General features: G+C 65.0%; 18 protein-coding genes and 1 tRNA gene. 13 read left to right on the top strand and 6 right to left on the bottom strand.

The features are described from left to right. Nucleotides 1-126 precede the first annotated feature (126 nt). Together ACR2JI_RS02380 and ACR2JI_RS02375 are read left to right on the top strand one after the other, a co-directional pair. Entirely contained in the window at nucleotides 127-1638 is a 1512-nt protein-coding gene (locus ACR2JI_RS02380) for an aldehyde dehydrogenase family protein (protein WP_526387665.1), read from the top strand. Next, a complete protein-coding gene (locus tag ACR2JI_RS02375) occupies nucleotides 1635-2579 on the top strand; it encodes a PDR/VanB family oxidoreductase (RefSeq protein WP_526387621.1) in 945 nt (314 codons plus the stop codon). Before ACR2JI_RS02380 ends, ACR2JI_RS02375 begins: the two co-directional genes overlap by 4 nt. A 40-nt stretch (nucleotides 2580-2619) precedes the next feature. Here the strand turns inward: ACR2JI_RS02375 and ACR2JI_RS02370 are convergent, their stop codons facing one another. Both ACR2JI_RS02370 and ACR2JI_RS02365 read right to left on the bottom strand, forming a co-directional pair. Continuing rightward, entirely contained in the window at nucleotides 2620-5697 is a 3078-nt protein-coding gene (locus ACR2JI_RS02370; RefSeq protein ID WP_526387619.1) for an FAD-dependent oxidoreductase, read from the bottom strand. Beyond that, nucleotides 5690-5956 carry a 4Fe-4S dicluster domain-containing protein gene (locus ACR2JI_RS02365; protein WP_526387617.1) on the bottom strand — a complete coding sequence of 89 codons (267 nt, stop codon included), beginning with the start codon at nucleotides 5954-5956 and terminating at the stop codon, nucleotides 5690-5692. The genes ACR2JI_RS02370 and ACR2JI_RS02365 overlap by 8 nt, the downstream gene beginning before the upstream one ends. Nucleotides 5957-6135: 179 nt before the next feature. On the opposite strand from ACR2JI_RS02365, the gene ACR2JI_RS02360 reads away from it, so the two are divergent. From ACR2JI_RS02360 to ACR2JI_RS02330, 7 genes are all read left to right on the top strand, one after another. After that, the gene (locus tag ACR2JI_RS02360; RefSeq protein ID WP_526387614.1) at nucleotides 6136-7476 is read left to right on the top strand and encodes a cytochrome P450; all 1341 of its coding nucleotides are present in this window, start codon (nucleotides 6136-6138) and stop codon (nucleotides 7474-7476) included. 50 nt (nucleotides 7477-7526) lie between these two features. After that, the gene (locus ACR2JI_RS02355) at nucleotides 7527-7925 is read left to right on the top strand and encodes a hypothetical protein (protein WP_526387612.1); all 399 of its coding nucleotides are present in this window, start codon (nucleotides 7527-7529) and stop codon (nucleotides 7923-7925) included. A gap of 97 nt (nucleotides 7926-8022) precedes the next feature. Then, on the top strand, nucleotides 8023-9060 hold the full coding sequence (locus ACR2JI_RS02350) for an NAD(P)-dependent alcohol dehydrogenase (RefSeq protein ID WP_526387610.1): 1038 nt from the start codon (nucleotides 8023-8025) through the stop codon (nucleotides 9058-9060). A gap of 77 nt (nucleotides 9061-9137) precedes the next feature. After that, a complete protein-coding gene (locus ACR2JI_RS02345; protein ID WP_526387608.1) occupies nucleotides 9138-10379 on the top strand; it encodes a PucR family transcriptional regulator in 1242 nt (413 codons plus the stop codon). 99 nt (nucleotides 10380-10478) lie between these two features. Beyond that, complete coding sequence (locus tag ACR2JI_RS02340; RefSeq protein WP_526387606.1) at nucleotides 10479-11768, top strand: LuxR C-terminal-related transcriptional regulator; 1290 nt, start codon at nucleotides 10479-10481, stop codon at nucleotides 11766-11768. Next, nucleotides 11750-12127, top strand: a complete 378-nt coding sequence (locus ACR2JI_RS02335) for a DUF732 domain-containing protein (protein ID WP_526387604.1) — start codon at nucleotides 11750-11752, stop codon at nucleotides 12125-12127. The genes ACR2JI_RS02340 and ACR2JI_RS02335 overlap by 19 nt, the downstream gene beginning before the upstream one ends. Nucleotides 12128-12132: 5 nt before the next feature. Next, a complete protein-coding gene (locus ACR2JI_RS02330; protein ID WP_526387602.1) occupies nucleotides 12133-12615 on the top strand; it encodes a CAP domain-containing protein in 483 nt (160 codons plus the stop codon). 13 nt (nucleotides 12616-12628) lie between these two features. On the opposite strand, the gene ACR2JI_RS02325 is transcribed toward ACR2JI_RS02330, so the two are convergent. Beyond that, nucleotides 12629-12711, bottom strand: a tRNA-Leu gene (locus ACR2JI_RS02325). A 46-nt stretch (nucleotides 12712-12757) separates the two neighbouring features. Between ACR2JI_RS02325 and ACR2JI_RS02320 the strand changes: the two genes are divergently transcribed. Then, the gene (locus ACR2JI_RS02320) at nucleotides 12758-13126 is read left to right on the top strand and encodes a hypothetical protein (protein ID WP_526387600.1); all 369 of its coding nucleotides are present in this window, start codon (nucleotides 12758-12760) and stop codon (nucleotides 13124-13126) included. Beyond that, on the top strand, nucleotides 13117-13470 hold the full coding sequence (locus tag ACR2JI_RS02315) for a DUF3817 domain-containing protein (RefSeq protein WP_526387663.1): 354 nt from the start codon (nucleotides 13117-13119) through the stop codon (nucleotides 13468-13470). Before ACR2JI_RS02320 ends, ACR2JI_RS02315 begins: the two co-directional genes overlap by 10 nt. Here ACR2JI_RS02315 and ACR2JI_RS02310 read toward each other — a convergent pair. Then, entirely contained in the window at nucleotides 13467-14084 is a 618-nt protein-coding gene (locus tag ACR2JI_RS02310; protein WP_526387661.1) for a non-canonical purine NTP pyrophosphatase, read from the bottom strand. The genes ACR2JI_RS02315 and ACR2JI_RS02310 overlap by 4 nt on opposite strands. Further along, the gene (rph, locus tag ACR2JI_RS02305; RefSeq protein ID WP_526387598.1) at nucleotides 14081-14860 is read right to left on the bottom strand and encodes a ribonuclease PH; all 780 of its coding nucleotides are present in this window, start codon (nucleotides 14858-14860) and stop codon (nucleotides 14081-14083) included. Before rph ends, ACR2JI_RS02310 begins: the two co-directional genes overlap by 4 nt. A gap of 51 nt (nucleotides 14861-14911) precedes the next feature. Between rph and ACR2JI_RS02300 the strand changes: the two genes are divergently transcribed. Together ACR2JI_RS02300 and ACR2JI_RS02295 are read left to right on the top strand one after the other, a co-directional pair. Beyond that, nucleotides 14912-15178 carry a type II toxin-antitoxin system Phd/YefM family antitoxin gene (locus ACR2JI_RS02300; protein ID WP_526387596.1) on the top strand — a complete coding sequence of 89 codons (267 nt, stop codon included), beginning with the start codon at nucleotides 14912-14914 and terminating at the stop codon, nucleotides 15176-15178. Next, the gene (locus ACR2JI_RS02295; RefSeq protein WP_526387593.1) at nucleotides 15175-15570 is read left to right on the top strand and encodes a type II toxin-antitoxin system VapC family toxin; all 396 of its coding nucleotides are present in this window, start codon (nucleotides 15175-15177) and stop codon (nucleotides 15568-15570) included. The genes ACR2JI_RS02300 and ACR2JI_RS02295 overlap by 4 nt, the downstream gene beginning before the upstream one ends. On the opposite strand, the gene ACR2JI_RS02290 is transcribed toward ACR2JI_RS02295, so the two are convergent. After that, on the bottom strand, nucleotides 15567-16334 hold the full coding sequence (locus tag ACR2JI_RS02290; RefSeq protein ID WP_526387591.1) for a cyclic nucleotide-degrading phosphodiesterase: 768 nt from the start codon (nucleotides 16332-16334) through the stop codon (nucleotides 15567-15569). The two genes, ACR2JI_RS02295 and ACR2JI_RS02290, sit on opposite strands and share 4 nt — an antisense overlap. Nucleotides 16335-16404 lie beyond the last annotated feature (70 nt).

Below are 16404 nucleotides of genomic sequence, written 5' to 3'. Positions count from 1 at the left end.
GCTATAGGTACCGCCCATTCGAGCGATGGTGCGATGCGTGCCCGGCGCGTTTCAATGAAGCCACGATCGAAGAAGCCACGATCGAACTGAAGGGGCGACGTGAGTACCGACACCGAGCACTATCAAATGTTCATCAACGGCAAGCATGTCGACTCCGGGGAGTCGGATGGTATCTACGACCCGGCCACAGAGACTCTGTACGCCACGATCGCCCGCGGTACCGCCCAGGACGTCGATACCGCTGTCGCCGCGGCCCGTGCCGCGTTCGACTCGGGCTCCTGGTCACGCCGGGATCCCGCGGACAGATCCAAGGTGATGATCGAGATCGCCAACCGCATCGGCGAGGAGATGGATGACCTCATCGAGCTGGAGATCCACGCCAACGGCGCAACCGTGCGGCAGGCGACCGGATTCCACGTGGGCTACGCCTCGCCACACTTCATGTATTTCGCCGAACTTGCGGCCACCTACCAGTGGGATCGACAGGTCCCCACGCGGGCCTACCCGACACACTCGACCAACATCGTCCGCCACGAGCCGATCGGGGTCTGCGCGGCCATCGTCCCCTGGAATTTCCCCTTGCTGCTGGGAATTTGGAAGATCGCACCGGCTCTTGCCGCCGGCAATTCGGTGGTGATCAAGCCCGACGAGAAGGCACCGCTCACCCTGCTCCGGCTCTGCGAGATCGCGCACGAGTGCGGCGTCCCCGATGGAGTGATCAACGTCGTCACCGGCCCCGGACCCGTCGTCGGCGCACGACTGGCGGAACACCCCGATGTGGACAAGGTCGCCTTCACCGGCTCGACACAGGTCGGGCGCGAGATCATGCGGTTGGCCTCGGCCACCGTCAAACGGGTATCGCTCGAACTGGGCGGAAAGGGCGCTCAGATCCTTCTCGACGACGCCGACCTCGACGTCGCGATCGATGGTGCGCTGTTTGGATGCATGCTCTACTCGGGACAGATCTGTGAGTCGGGCACTCGCCTGCTGGTACCTGATGACATGTACGACCTGGTCGTGGATCGCCTTGTCGATCGCGCCTCGTCGCTCAAACTGGGGGACCCCAACGATTTCGACACCGACGTCGGCCCCGTGATTTCCGCCCGGCAACGTGATCGTGTGCTCAGCTTCATCGACAGCGCGCGCCAGGACGGCGCCAAAGTGGTCCTCGGCGGCGGCAAGCCCGCTGGTGCGCAGTTCGCATCGGGTCACTGGATCGAACCGACCATCATCACCGAGGTCACCAACGATATGGATGTGGCGCGGGAGGAGATCTTCGGGCCGGTGCTGTGCGTTCTGCGCTACTCCGATGTCAACGATGCTGTGCAGCAGGCCAACGACTCGCCGTACGGACTGAGCGCCGGTGTGTGGAGCACAGACTACGAGCGAGCGGTCGAGGTCGCCGAACAACTGCGGGCCGGCACCGTGTGGATCAACAACTGGCATCAGATCGACCCCGCACTCCCGTTCGGCGGCTACAAGCAGAGCGGACTGGGCCGGGAACTCGGAGCGCACTCGATCGACGAGTACACCGAGACCAAACACATTCATGTGGACCTCACGCAGAAGCTGGAGCGCCACATCTTCGACGCCCTTCTTTCCGAGCCGCCGGCGAAAAGGCCTGTTTCCGGCACATGAGCAGCACCCTCGAGTTGATCGTCACAGAGTCCGAGACACTCGCCGACGGTGTCCTGGGCTTGACCTTTGAAAATGCCGACGGTGGCGAGCTGCCCGAATGGGATCCCGGAGCGCACCTCGACCTCATGCTGACCGACACGCTCGTACGGCAGTACTCGCTGTGCTCGGACCCACGTGATCGAAAGCAGTGGAAGATCGGAGTCCTGCTGCACGCCGACGGCCGCGGCGGATCGTCCTTCGTGCACCGGCAGCTGCACGTCGGCAGCACAGTTCGCGCCCGTGGGCCTCGCAATCTGTTTCCCCTGCAACCCGCCGGGCACTATCAATTCATCGCCGGCGGAATCGGAATCACGCCCATCATTGCCATGATCACGGCCGCCGACAAGCAGGGATCAGACTGGCGACTGCTCTACGGCGGACGGCGCCGATCGTCCATGGCATTCCTCGATCGACTGGAGAGCTACGGCAACAAGGTCACGGTGTGGCCGGAAGACGAGTGCGGCCTACTTGATCTCGGTTCGGTGCTGGGCTCTCCGCGGGACGGCACCCTGGTGTACAGCTGCGGGCCGGAGGGCATGCTGACCGCCGTCGAACGGGCCTGCGGCTCTTGGCCGGCGGGCACGCTGCACACCGAACGGTTCACGGCTGATCCACCGGCACCGGATCCCAACGCGACAACCTTCGACGTGGTCTGCGACCGCTCGGGCATCACCGTGACGATCTCCCCCGATGACTCGATCCTGGAAGTCCTGCGGGCCAAAGGAGTCAACGTGCTGTCCTCGTGCATGTCGGGTATCTGCGGCACGTGTGAGACCCCGGTCCTGGAAGGCGAACCGGATCACCGCGATTCCGTCCTCGACGACGACGACAGGGCCGCAGGCGACTGCATGATGATCTGCGTGTCGCGCTCGCGGTCACCGCAACTCGTCCTGGACATCTGAGAACCCGCCGAGCCGCCCGGCCGCTCGCTTCACGGCCGCGCTACCCGCCCGTGAGCGTCGAAGCCGCCATCTGGTTCTCCAGTCGATTTCCCTTGAGTGCGTGGCCACGACAGACCTCGAACGGATCCCAGCTGGGACCGTGTATCGGCAACGCCGCAGGATCGCTGATCACCTCGCCGGCCGAGAAGGCTTTGAGCAGGTCACGTCCGAGAATCTGCGACGCGGTACCGACACCACCGCGCAGCGTGAAAGCGATGCCGTAGAGGTACACCGTCGACGCGCCGGACAGAAAGAGGCCATCGATCTCGGTGCGCGCCGATAACCGTCGGCCGGGTCCGATCTGGTCTTTGGCGTTCTCGGGTCCATACGGCATCCGCGACAGCGTGAAGCGCTCATGGGACAGCGGTGTAGCCGACTCCCGCCACACCACATGACCATCCAGTTCCGGCAGCGCGTCGATAACCCGCTCCATGACGGTCTCCTCGATCTCCGCCTTACGCTCGATGTAGGTGGGCGACCACTTGTAGTCCGTGCCCTTCATGGGATCACCACCGCCCCAGAACTCGTATTCCCCGGGGACTGTCATGAACGCTTCGATACTGCTGTGACCGGCCGCCCCGAAGTGATGACGGCCACCGGTTTTCAGCGTCGGCGAGCTTATCGCCAACCAGCCCTGTGGATCCCACTGTCCCGCGTCGAGCATGTCGTAGGTCGTCTGGATGTCGTAGCGGCCATGCAGGAGGTAGTTCGTTGCCGGCCGTGTTGCGGCGATGTTGATATCAGCCGCGATATAGGTGGAGAAGATCGAATGGGGGCGGCGGAATTTCCGGATTCGTTCGAGCGTGCGACGACGCAAGTGCTGAGGTGCGATGAGGTCCTGAAAAGTACGATGCGCATCGGCGTTACTGATCACGACGTCGGAGCGAATGGCCTCGCCATCGGTCAGGGTGACGCCGGTAACCCGGCCACCTTCAACGTCGATCGAGCGAACCCGCGCCTTCGTGCGGATTGTTCCGCCATGTCCGAGGATCACTTCGGCGAGGTTGGCAGCGAGCACCTGACCGCCCTGAGTGGGGAAGTATGCGCCCTCCTTGAAGTAGTGCCGTAGGAGCGCCGCCACCAGCAACGCCGGCGTTCGCGACGGCGGGGTGTTGTGCAGATGGATCAACGACAACAGAGCGGCGCGAGCATCCGGACCGAGTCGGTGTCGGTCGAACAGGCGGCCGATCGGCTGCTCCAAAGCGCGCACGATGACGGCCACCTCGCGCGGACGACGGGCCAGGGGTAGCAGAACCCGTAGCGAGTGTGGGACATCGTTGACGCGATCGGCCCCTTCGCCGATGACGCGCAGTTCCGCGACGCAGCTGCGGAGCCCATCGGCGTCCGCCGGGAAGGCTTCGGCGAGGGTCTCGGCGACTCCAGCCCAGTTGGTCGGCACCCGGAAGGTGTGTTCCGGCAGCACCACGGTGTCCATCCCGTCGTCATCCAACCGAGACCACTCAACGCGGTCCTCGACTCCCAAGCCCCGAAGAACCGTTGCGATGAGGCCATTGGAACCGGGTACGCACCCGCCGACGTAGTGGACGCCACAGTCGAACTCCCACTTGTCCTTACGTCGAAACACCTGCGAGCAACCACCGAGAATCTCATGCTGCTCGAGCACCAGCACGGACTTGCCCGACGCCGCGAGACACGCCGCGCTGGACAGACCGCCCATCCCCGATCCGACCACGATGACGTCGTAGCGGCGGGGACCGCTTGGGCGGGTGTCCCTCGACGCCGCGACCAGCTCGGTGACGGAGGTGAGCTTGTGGCGCGGGCGCCCCTCGGCGCGGCCGGCCCGGCGTTCGCTGAGATCAATCGCGTTCCAGCCGTTCAGCTCGACAACCTCTCGTTGACGTTGCCTCAGCCGGGCAGCAACAACAGGACGATCGAGTGAGCGGCCCGCGGAGAGCAGACCGGCATCGGCATCATGCAGGAGCGCACGCACGGTGTCGCGGGCGCACTTCTTGTTGGTCCCGATCACGCCTGTGGGTCCGCGCTTGATCCACCCCGTGACGTAGGTCCTTGGGCGCCCTGCTACACGGCCGTCGACATGCTCAACGACGCCATGAGCAACATCGAAGGGCAACCCGGGCAGGGGGTCTCCCCGATAGCCGATGGACCTGATCACCAAGCCTGTCGAGATGACATCGGTGGGGGCGGGCTTCGCATTCGGCCGCATCCACCGAAGGCCCTCGACCTTATCGGCGCCCAGGATCTCTGTCGGTGTGCGCAGGAAACGAAGTGCGATCCGCCGGCGTGCGTTCGGGTGACTTCTGCCGGCGTACTGGAAGAGGAGGTCGTGCTTACGCTGGACTGAACCATTGTCTGGCCCGTCCTCGGCGAGCGCCAACTCATCTGCATCCACGTCGACGTCGACGTCGACGAGTCGGCCCATTTCCTCCAACTCAGCGTAGGCGAATGCGGCATGGAGATGGCTCCGACGGCCCATGACGATGACTTCCCGAATTCGACTCTCCCCCAGCGCCGCCAGGGCATTCGGAGCTATGTCTGTGTGCCGCAATTCATCTGGGCGCAGGCTCAATACTCGCGCCACATCAAGTGCGACATTGCCGTTGCCGATGATCACTGCCCGCTCGCTACTGAGGTCGACGTCAAGGTCGACGTGATCAGGGTGGCCGTTGTACCAGCCGACGATCTGCCGCGCCGAAACACTGCCCGGCAGATCCTCGCCGGGAATGCCAAGCGCGCAGTCGCTAGCGGCTCCGACCGCGTACACGACCGCGTCGTACCACTCGGCTAGTTCAGGCACGGTGACGTCACGGCCGATCTCGACATTGCCGAAGAACGTGAATTCCGGACGCCTGGCGATGGCGTCGAATAACTGGCCCATCAACTTCTTCTCCGGATGGTCCGGAGCCACCCCGGCTCGAACCAGTCCATGCGGAGTCGGAAGCCGTTCGAACATGTCGACCTCTACCGCGCGGGCGGTCAGCGGCGCAGTGCGCCCGGCGACATAGGTGCCGCCATCGACGCCGAGTAGGTGCCTGGCCGCATAGACCCCCGCCGGTCCCGCCCCCACAACGGCGACACGAAGCCTGTCCGCCCTAGCCACGTGCGTCCGCCTCGAAGTAATCCCGATTGACATTCACATAGTGGCGCCACCGGTCGGGAAGCTGCGCAGCGTCGAACACGGCATCGACCGGGCACGCTTCAACACATGCCGCGCAATCGATACATGACGCAGGATCTATATAGAGCTGTTCGGTCCGGTCGAACGCCGGATCGTCGGGCGCGGGGTGGATACACCCCACCGGACAGATCTCCAGGCAGGAGTAATCAGCCACACACGGTGCCGCTATCACGAAGGTCATGGCTACCTCGTCCCCGCTGAAGGTTGCGTTTCGGCGAACGTACCGCTCGGCCTTACTGGGGTCGATCTCCCAAACGGGGTACCTGCCACGCCCGGTCGGGGCACCGCGAGGCGCTGGCCGCGAGAGTCGGCCGCTGGCGTCAGCGCCGCTATCCCCAATGGGAGATGCACTTGTCTCATGTGGCGGATCGCCAAGAACTGTCCGGACTGGCAGCGTTGCACGGCATGAGCAGCATCGCCCTCAAGCACCCGTCAATCATCACTGACCCCCAGTTGGATCTGTCGGCCCGCTCGTTCTGGGCCCAGGACTTCGAGGAGCGGGAGAAGGCCTTCTCCCGCCTTCGCCAGGAGCATCCGGTCGCCTATCACCGGCCCTACGAGTCGACCCTGCTGCCTCCCGAGGACGACACGCCGGGCTTCTGGTCGGTGACCACGCACAAGGATTGCCGTTACGTCTCCCGGACGCCTGCGCTGTTCTGCTCGGGCCGCGGCGTGCTGATGGAGGACATGCCGGAGGTCGTCATCAATGCCACCGCGTCGTTCCTGGTCCTCGACGGCGAGGAGCACCGCAAAATCCGTGGTGTCGTCGAGCAGGCGTTCAGCCCGCGTAACGTTCGCAAGCTCACGGAATGGATCGACCAGCACGCCCGGGACCGCCTCGACGAGATCATCGAGCAGGGCGAGGGGAACTTCTCCGATGACTACGCCAAATACGTTCCCGGACGGATCTTTGCGCACTTCTTCGGTGTCGACAGAGACAGCGAAGAACAGCACATCCTCATGGACGCCGCCGAGAAAATGCTGGCGTGGGACGACCCCCGCATGGCGCTGGGCAGAGACGCGATCACCACCCATGCCGAGGAAGCCGAGCGCATTCAGGAGGTGGCGCTGGCCGAGGCCGACCGCCGCCGTAAGGACCCCAAGGACGACCTCGTCACCTGGATCGTCAACGCCGAGTTCGAGGGGCAGAAGCTCGAGGAGTGGGAGATCGCGGCATTCTTCTCGCTGCTGGGCTCTGCGGCCAATGACACCACGCGGCATTCGATCGCCCACGCCGTACGGCTGTTCTCCGAGAACCCCGATCAGCGCGCGCTACTGCTGGAAGACCTCCCGGGCCGCGTCGGCATGGCCGCCGAGGAGGTGTTGCGTTTCGCCAGCCCTGTCATGCACTTCCGGCGCACCGCCACCCAGGACGTCGTCATCGGCGACAAGGAGATCAAAGAGGGCGAGCACGTCGTCATGTGGTACTGCTCGGCCAACCGCGACCCCGCAGTGTTCAAGGACCCGGGGAAGTTCGACATCCTGCGCAGCCCCAACGATCACGTCGGCTTCGGCGCGGGCGGCCCGCACTTCTGCCTGGGCAGCGCGCTGGGCCGGCAGATGCTGCGCTCGGCGATCACCGAGATCTACACCCGAATCCCCGACATCACGCTCACCGGGGAACCGGACTACCAGATCAACAACTTCATCCACGGCATCCATGACCTGCCGGTCAAGTGGACCCCGCCATCGAAGCGCTGACACTGAAGTTCCCGCAACACGTCTCACATCCACTGCTCGAGAGGAAGACCATGTCTTACTACGACAACGCTGAAGAGATCTACAAATACCTCGGCGGCGTTTTCCGCGCCGCGAACGACACCGAGGTGGGCCCGAAACTGAAGGGCGCCGACATCGACCTGCAGGTCTATTACACCGACCCTGACGCGGCCATGACGGTTCGCCTGCGCGAGCCCTCCATCGAGGTCACTGACGGCGGCGACAATGTCGACGCCGACGTCAAGCTCTACATGCCCGCTGATATCGGAGACAAGTTCTGGCGCGGCGAGTACAACCTCGGCGTCGGCCTGGCCAAGGGGCAGGTCAAGGCGAAGGGCCCGGTCAACAAGATCCTCAAGCTCGTCCCGCTCACCAAGCCCCTGTTCCCGATCTATCGCGAACTCGTCGCCGAGAAGGACGCCGGCAAGTAACGACTTCAGACCACTCGACGTTAGGTTCACCTTGCACACCACGACCGCAGCGATTCTCCGCGAAGAAGGCCAACCGCTCTCCGTCGAGAGCGTTGAGATGGCACCACTCTCCGACCATGAGGTGCTGATCGAGATCGCAGGCGTCGGGGTGTGCCACACCGACATATCCGCGGCCGAGGGGCTGGTGCCGCTTCCGCTGCCGGCCGTGCTGGGTCACGAAGGCGCCGGTGTGATCGTCGCCGTGGGTTCCGGTGTGACCGAGGTGCAGTCCGGCGATCATGTCGTGCTCAGTTTTGCGTTCTGCGGCGAGTGCGATACCTGCACTCAACAGAGTCCGGCCTACTGCGATCTGTTCGCGCCGCTGAACTATTTCGGCGAGCGCCTCGACGGGTCGGTGACGATGCATCAGGGCGAGGAGGACGTCCACGGCAACTGGTTCGGGCAGTCGTCCTTTGCCAAGCTGGCGATTGCCGATGCCCGCAACGTCGTGAAGGTGGACAAGGACCTGCCACTGCACCTCCTTGGTCCGTTGGGGTGCGGACTGCAGACCGGTGCCGGCAGCGTGATGAACGTGCTCCGTGCCCGACCCGGGGAGAGTCTGGCCGTCTTCGGATTGGGCGCCGTCGGGATGGCCGCGATCATGGCGGCCAAGGCGCTCGACTGCGACCCGATCATCGCGATCGACCTCAATCCCGAACGCCTGGACATCGCCAGCAGCCTGGGCGCCACCCACTGCCTCAACCCCTCTGAGACCGGGGATCTGGTGTGGGACGTGATGCAACTGGTGCCCACCGGCGTCGACCATTCCCTTGACGCGGTGGGCTCCGGCGCGGTCATCCGCCAGGCCCTCGAGATCCTGCGCTCACCGGGGCACTGCGTCACCGTCGGATTCCACGGGCTTGCCCATGACATCACCATCGACCAGGGTCACCTTCTGCTCGGCCGCCGGCTTTCCGGCGTCATCGAAGGCGAAGCCGATCCGCGGACGTTCGTTCCGCAACTGATCGCGCTGTACCGGGACGGCCGATTCCCATTCGACCGGCTGATCACCACTTTTCCCTTCATCCAGATCAACGAGGCCATTGCGGCGTCTCAGCGGGGCGAGGTCATCAAGCCGGTCCTGGTTTTCGACTGATCCCCTCCGAAACTCGGTGTACGGTCGGCCTGTTGGGCCCGCACACACCGACACCATGGGATCGAAGCAACGCTGGAATGCCATCTGACGAAGTCGCTGCGTTCGCAGCATCAGTCGACGTCGCCGAACTCGGCGAGCGCATCGGGCTTCGCTCTGTCGAAGTGGTGGCCGAGCTGCACAACCCCCAGGACCGCGACCTCGAGCAACTGACGGTTGCCGCCGCGCTGAGCAATGTCCAGGCGGTCCTGCGCGGTATCCAGGCCGGTGAATCGCCGTCGCTGGCGCAGGCGCCGGAGACCACTCTCGACTGGGTCACCACCCTGGCCCAGCGCGGAATCAGCGTCGCGGCGATCCCGCGCTGCTACGTCATCGGGTTGGGCATCTTCAATGCCGCGTTGCACGAGACCGTCGAGACGCTGCAGGCTCCTGAAAGTGTCAAATGGCAGCTGACCAATACGGCCTCCCAGTACCTGTTCGGGTACTGCGAGAAAGTGTCGGGCGACCTCGTCGACCATTATCAGCGCGAGCGGGAACTGTGGGCCCGGGGCGCGGATTCGGTCAGAGCTGAACTTGTCCTCGCGATCGTGTCGGGCCGCCCGGTGGACATGCGGGCCACCAGTGCCGCACTCGGATACGACCTGGATCGAGAGCACGCCGCCATCATCGTGTGGGCCGATCCTCGCAGCCACGACAAGCCGGCGCTGCAGGCCCTCAAACGCGCTGCCGCCACCATCGCCCACGCGATGAAGGGGATAGAGCTGCTCGTCGTGCCGGCCGGCTCATCGGCGGTGTGGGCATGGACGAGCGGCCCGAACCTCGCCACGTCCGCGACGGTATCGCTCGATGCTCCGCTGCTGGCCGCGGTGGGCGCTCCCGGCCATGGGTTGGATGGCTTCGTTCAGTCCCATCGCCAGGCCGGAGATGGCCGACTCGTCACCGGGGTGTTCTCTCATCCCGCGGGTTCAGTGGTCTGCTACCCGGACATCGCCCTCAACGCCTTGCTCACCCGCGACCTCTCGGCGGCACGGCAATTCGTCCGGCAAGAACTCGGTGAACTCAGCTCCGGCTCCGAGCGCAGCCGCCGGTTGCGCTCGACCCTCGTCGCGTTCTTCGAGGAGGGCATGAGTTGGGGGCGGACGGCCGAGCGGCTCAGCATTCACCAGAACACCGTGATTTATCGCGTCAACCAGGCGAAAGACCTCCTCGGCCGATCACTGACAGAACGGCGGCTCGAGTTGGAGGTGGCACTCCGCCTGGCCGAAGCGGGCGCCAACCTGAGTGCGGGCGGCCTGGCGACGACCGCCCAGATCGACCAGTAGGGCGGGGTCGACAGGCCTGTAATGAGCTTCCAGTGCCCTGCCGGGGTTTTGGTAGCAGCTTCCATGGGAAAGTGACCTGCGTCTCTCTACCGTCGATGTGTGACTACCGCCATCCTGAACATCCGCGACCCGTGGGGTGTGGACGCCGCTCCGCCAGCCGCCACCAGAGCCGACATCGGCGAATGGGCACTCGTGGGTGAACCATTGCGCGACCCGGAGCTGCGCGATCAGATCGCGACAGCCCTGGCCGAGCTCGCCTCGTTCATCGGTTCGGACGAGGAAGACACCATCCGGGAATTCGGCTTCGCGCACATCGAGTCCACACTCACGGCCGCACGCGACCGCCTCGTGGAACTCACCCAATCGAACAACGTCACCGTTCTGGCGCCGGCGCTGGCTCGACTCACTGAGCTGCTCACCTCGCTCACCGAATTGCAGATTCGGGTGTCCCAGGAGAAGGTTCGCCAGACACACAAGCGCTACGAAGCCGTCCGCAATGCGCTGGCCCGGCTGCAGGGAGTGAAGTCGATCGAGCAGATGCTCGAGAAGGCTCCTGCGGCGCTGTGCCGATGCGGATTTGATCGCGTCATCATCTCGAGCATCGAGGAATCGACGTGGACCGTCCAGCGTGTCCACATCCAGGCCGATCCCGATTGGGCCGACGAAATCGCCCGGGCTGGTCTCGATCACCCGATGCAGATCGACCACATGCTGGTCGAGAGCGGAATGGTCCGGCGCCGTACACCCATCCTCGTCGATGACGTCCAGAGCAATCCACTGACGAACGCCGCCATTCGTGCGGCGTCGTTATCGCGTTCCTACGTCGCAGCGCCGATCATGGCCGATGGCCGCGTCATCGGCATGCTGCACGCCGACTGCTACAGCAGCCGCCGCCATGTGGACCGGGACGACCTCGCGATACTCGGCATGTTTGCCGAAGGATTCAGCTACGCGTTCGGACGTGTAAACCTGGTCGAGCGTCTGCACCTGGCTCGCAATCAGATTCAACGAATGGCCCGCGATGTCGCCACCGCGGCGGAGGATCTCTGCACAGCGCAAACCACATTCGGCCGTCGTCAGGACTCAGGCGGCGACCGGCCGGCACCACCTGTCGCCGCATCACTTGCGGCCAACACACGTATCGAGTCGTTGTTGTCCCGGCGAGAGATCGAAGTCCTTTCCCTGATGACCCAGGGCAAGAGCAACAGGGAGATCGCCACTCACCTCGTCATCGCCGAGGGCACAGTCAAAACACACGTGAAGAACGTCCTGCGAAAACTCAAGGCCGCCAACCGCGCTGAAGCCGTGTTCCGTTTCATGCGAATGACCGCGCTTGAGGGATCACCCAGCACGGGAAGCAACCCGGACTCATGCCACAGCGTGGCCTGAAGACGCCCAAGGCGGTCGCTACGACGGTTGTAGCCATCGGTATCAGCGCGATGGTCGCAGTGCCTACCGCTCAAGCCGACGAAGTTGCATACCTCGTCAATGTGACGATGCGCCCCGGCTACAACTTCGCCAATGCTGATGCCGCACTCGAATACGGGCGGGGAATCTGTGATCGGGTGAGCCAAGGCGCTTCATACAGCGACGACATTGCAGCGATCAAAGCCGATTTCGCGACCAATGACGATTACCAAGCGGCATACCTGATCAATCAGGCGGTCAATGAACTGTGCCCGGAACTGATCTGGCAACTACGCCGATCCGCCGCGCACTACACGCCAGAACAGGGCACAGGAGGCTGAACTGAATGCACCGCATCTATTTCCGCGTTGCGGCGCTGACGACGCTTGCGGTTCTGTCCGTATCGGCCGCACCCGTCGCGGGCGCCGACAACTCGCGACTCAACAACGGCGTGATCGCCAATGTCTACACCATCCAGCACCAAGCCGGCTGCACGGTCGACATCAAACCGAGCCCCGCCCTGCGGCTTGCCGCCCAATGGCAGGCCGCAGACATGATCAACAACCACGCCCTCGACGGTGACCTCGGCTCCGACGGCTCGACCCCCCAGAGCCGAGCCCTGGCGGCAGGCTTCAACGGATCAGTCGCCCAGACCGTAGCGATCAACCCCGCTCTGGCAATCAACAACGTCGACGTCATCAACCAGTGGTACAACGACCCCCGATCACTGGCGATCATGTCCGACTGCAGGAACGCCGTGATCGGCGTCTGGTCCGAGAACAGCCTCGACCGCTCCGTGGTGGTGGCCGTGTACGGCCAACCCGCCTGAAAGCCAACTCCAGTGCGGGCGGAGGGACTCGAACCCACACGCTCTTTCGAGCAATGGCACCTAAAGCCATCGCGTCTGCCATTTCGCCACGCCCGCGCGGACTCGATCCTAACGCCCTTCACCTGCACGGTAGGTTCGTGATGTGGCTGTCCCCCGCCGTCGCCGCTTCGGCCTGCTGATCCTCGCTCTCATCGGCGCAGCCGGCTGCCTGGCCCTGGGCTGGTGGCAGTGGAGCAGGTGGGAGTCCAACTCGGGCAGTTTCCAGAACCTCGGCTACGCCCTGCAGTGGCCACTGTTCGCCGGCTTCTGCCTCTACGGGTACCGCAAGTTCATCCGCCTGGAGGAGTCCGGGCCGCAGTCGCCCCGAGACGACGGCGACGTCACCGAGATCCCGGCCGGACTGCTTCCCCAGCGACCCACCCCGGCAGCCCGGTCCGATGATCCGGTGCTGACCGAGTACAACGCCTACCTCGCCGAGCTCGCAGAGAAAGACAAGAGGACATCCGCATGACCGAAACGCCCGGTGCCCAGCCGATCGTCGGACGCGAAAAGATCCGCTCGGCACTGACCGGCTACCGCGTGCTGGCCTGGACGACCGGCGTCTGGCTGATCGCGCTGTGCTACGAGATCGTTCTCAAGTACGTGGTGAAGGTGGACAACCCACCGAGCTGGATCGGGGTCGTACACGGCTGGGTCTACTTCGTGTACCTGTTGTTCACCGCCAACCTCGCGGTCAAGGTCCGCTGGCCGATCGCCAAGACCATCGGGGTGCTGCTGGCCGGCACCATCCCGCTGCTGGGCATCATCGTCGAGCAGGTTCAGACCCGCGAGATCAAAGAGCGGTTCAACCTCTAGCCAGCGCGCCCCGACGCGAGCAGTCGCAGCGCCGGCACCAGCAATGCCAGGGCGCGACCACGGTGCGAGGCGGCGTCCTTCTCCTGGGCGCTGAGTTGCGCGGCACTGCGCGATTCACCGTCCGGGATGAACACCGGGTCATAGCCGAATCCACTGTCGCCCAACGGTTCCCGGGCAATAGCCCCCGGCCACGAGCCACGCACCACAACCTCGTCAGATCCGGTTACCAACGCGCAGGCCGAGACGAACGCCGCCCCCCGCCGCTCGTCGGGCACATCACCCAACTGGGCCAGTAGCAGCGTGTAGTTTGCGACGTCATCACCGTGCCCGCCGGCCCATCGCGCCGAGAGCACACCGGGCATGCCGTTGAGCGCCGCCACTTCCAGACCCGAATCATCTGCGAGCGTCGGCAACCCGGTGGCGGCGAACCCGTCGCGGGCCTTGGCGAGCGCGTTCTCCTCGAAGGTCGCTCCGGTCTCCGGCGCCTCGTCATACGCGGTCACGTCATCGAGGGAGAGCAGTTCCAGACCTACGATCCCGGCCGCCTCGAGCACCCGGTGCAGTTCGACCAGCTTCTTGCGGTTGCGGCTGGCGACGAGGAGACGGGTGCTCAGGACCCGAACGCCTTCTTCGCGGCCGGCCCCTCGGGCAGCACCCCGGGATACGGCAGTGCCAGCGCCTCGCGCTGAATCGCGAACAACTTGTCGCAGGCGCCCATCGCGGCGTCGAGCATCAGGTCCAGCGTGGTGCGCGGGAACGTCGCACCCTCACCGGTGCCCTGGATCTCCACGAAGGTTCCGGTATCGGTGGCCACCACGTTCATATCGACCTCGGCGCGGGAGTCCTCCTCGTACGGCAGGTCGACACGGACCCGGCCGTCGACCACGCCGACGCTGATCGCGGCGATCGCACACGACAGCGGCTGAGGGTCGGTCAACCGGCCGGCGGCCGCGAGATAGGTCACCGCATCCGAGAGCGCCACGTAGGCGCCGGTGATGGCGGCGGTGCGGGTGCCACCGTCGGCCTGCAGCACATCGCAGTCCAGCGCGATGGTGTTCTCCCCCAGCGCGGCCAGGTCGATACAGGCCCGCAGCGAACGCCCCACCAGCCGGCTGATCTCCTGGGTGCGCCCGCCTACCCGGCCCTTGACCGACTCGCGGTCCGAACGGGTGTGGGTGGCGGCAGGCAACATCGCGTACTCGGCGGTCAGCCAGCCCAGTCCGGAGCCTTTACGCCAGCGCGGCACGCCCTCGTTGACGCTGGCGGTGCACATCACCCGCGTCTCGCCGAACTCGACGAGCACCGACCCGGCCGGATGCGAAGTGAAACCGCGGGTGATCTTCACCGGCCGCAGCTCGTCGTCGAGCCTGCCGTCCTGTCGTTCTGCCACCGGGGAACCTTAACCCGTCGCTTTGTAGCACATTTTGTGCTACAAATAGGTGTGGAGCGCATCGGTATCCGGGAGTTACGCCAGAACGCAAGTAAGTGGGTTGCCAAGGCCCAGTCCGGAGCCACCATCGACATCACCAGCAGGGGACACCTCGTCGCGCGCCTCGTTCCGGTGACCGACGACGCCGCAACTCGCGATGCCTTGATCGATGCCGGCCACCTACTGCCCGCTCGGGTAACCCGCCGCCTGGACGCCACGCACCTGATCGTCGGTCCGCAACTGACACCCACTCTCGAGGAACTGCGCGAGGACCGATGATCTATCTCGACACCTCCGCGATGGTGAAATTGGTCGTCGTCGAACCGGAGTCGGCGGTGCTGATCGACTGGCTCAACGAACACGACGACACCCCGCTGGCGACCAGCGTGATCGGCCACATCGAACTGCTGCGCGCCGCCATGCGAGCCGGCCCAACCGTCACCGCCGGGGCCCGACGACTCCTCGACTCCGTTGACGGTCTGATCCTGACCGACGAGATCGTCGAGCAGGCCGGCGCGCTGGCACCGCCGGAACTACGGACCCTGGACGCGGTCCACCTCGCGACGGCCCTCGTCTACCGCCGGAGCATCACCGCGCTGTGTGCCTACGACAACCGGCTGCTGTCAGCAGCCCGGGCCTACGGCCTGACGGTTTCGTCCCCGATGTCCTAACAGACACCGATATCGATGGCCTCACCGGCCACCACGGCGTGCACCGGACCGTCGAATTCGGCCTTGGCCTCACTGATGACGTCTTCGCGGGAGGTCCACGGCGGGATGTGGGTGAGCAGCAGCTGCCGAACACCGGCCCGCTTGGCGATGCGGCCCGCCTCAGCGCCGGACAGGTGCAGATGCTGCGGCCTGTCCGGCGAGTCGGTCCAGGATGCCTCGCACAGGAAGGCGTCCGCCCCCTGCGCCAACTGCACTATCGACTCGCACATGCCGGTGTCACCGCTGTAGACCAGGGTGGCGCCATCGGCGTCGGTGACCCGTAGCGCGAACGACTCGGTGGGGTGGTTGACCAGCCGCGGCTGGATGGTCAGGGTGCCCAGCCGGACGGGTTCACCATCGGTCCAGACCCGCACGTCGAAGATGTCGCTGTAGTCGTCGAGTTCACCACCGAGCGGTGAGGACGCAGCCGCGAGCCGCGACCAGGTGTCGGCGGGCCCGTACATGATGCCGCGCTCGGTGGCCGGTGACGGGTGATACCGGCGCCAGACGAACAGTCCGGGCAGATCCAGACAGTGATCGGCGTGCAGGTGCGACAGCAGCACATGCACCTCGTTGGGGTCGGCGTGCCGTTGCAGGGCACCGAGCACCCCACCACCGAAATCCATCACCAGTGGCGTGGTGTCCGGCGCGGTCAGCAGATAGCCGGACGCCGGGGAGTCGGGCCCGACGACACTGCCTGAGCAGCCCAGCACCGTCAATTGCACGGCATCAGCTTGCCACGCGGGATGGCCGATAACGCGGCGTTGCCGCGGACGGTTTTCTTACGTCGCGCTG

The organism is Mycobacterium sp. (assembly GCF_051006775.1).
Classification (GTDB): domain Bacteria; phylum Actinomycetota; class Actinomycetes; order Mycobacteriales; family Mycobacteriaceae; genus Mycobacterium.
This window is presented reverse-complemented; position numbering and strand designations above follow the sequence as displayed.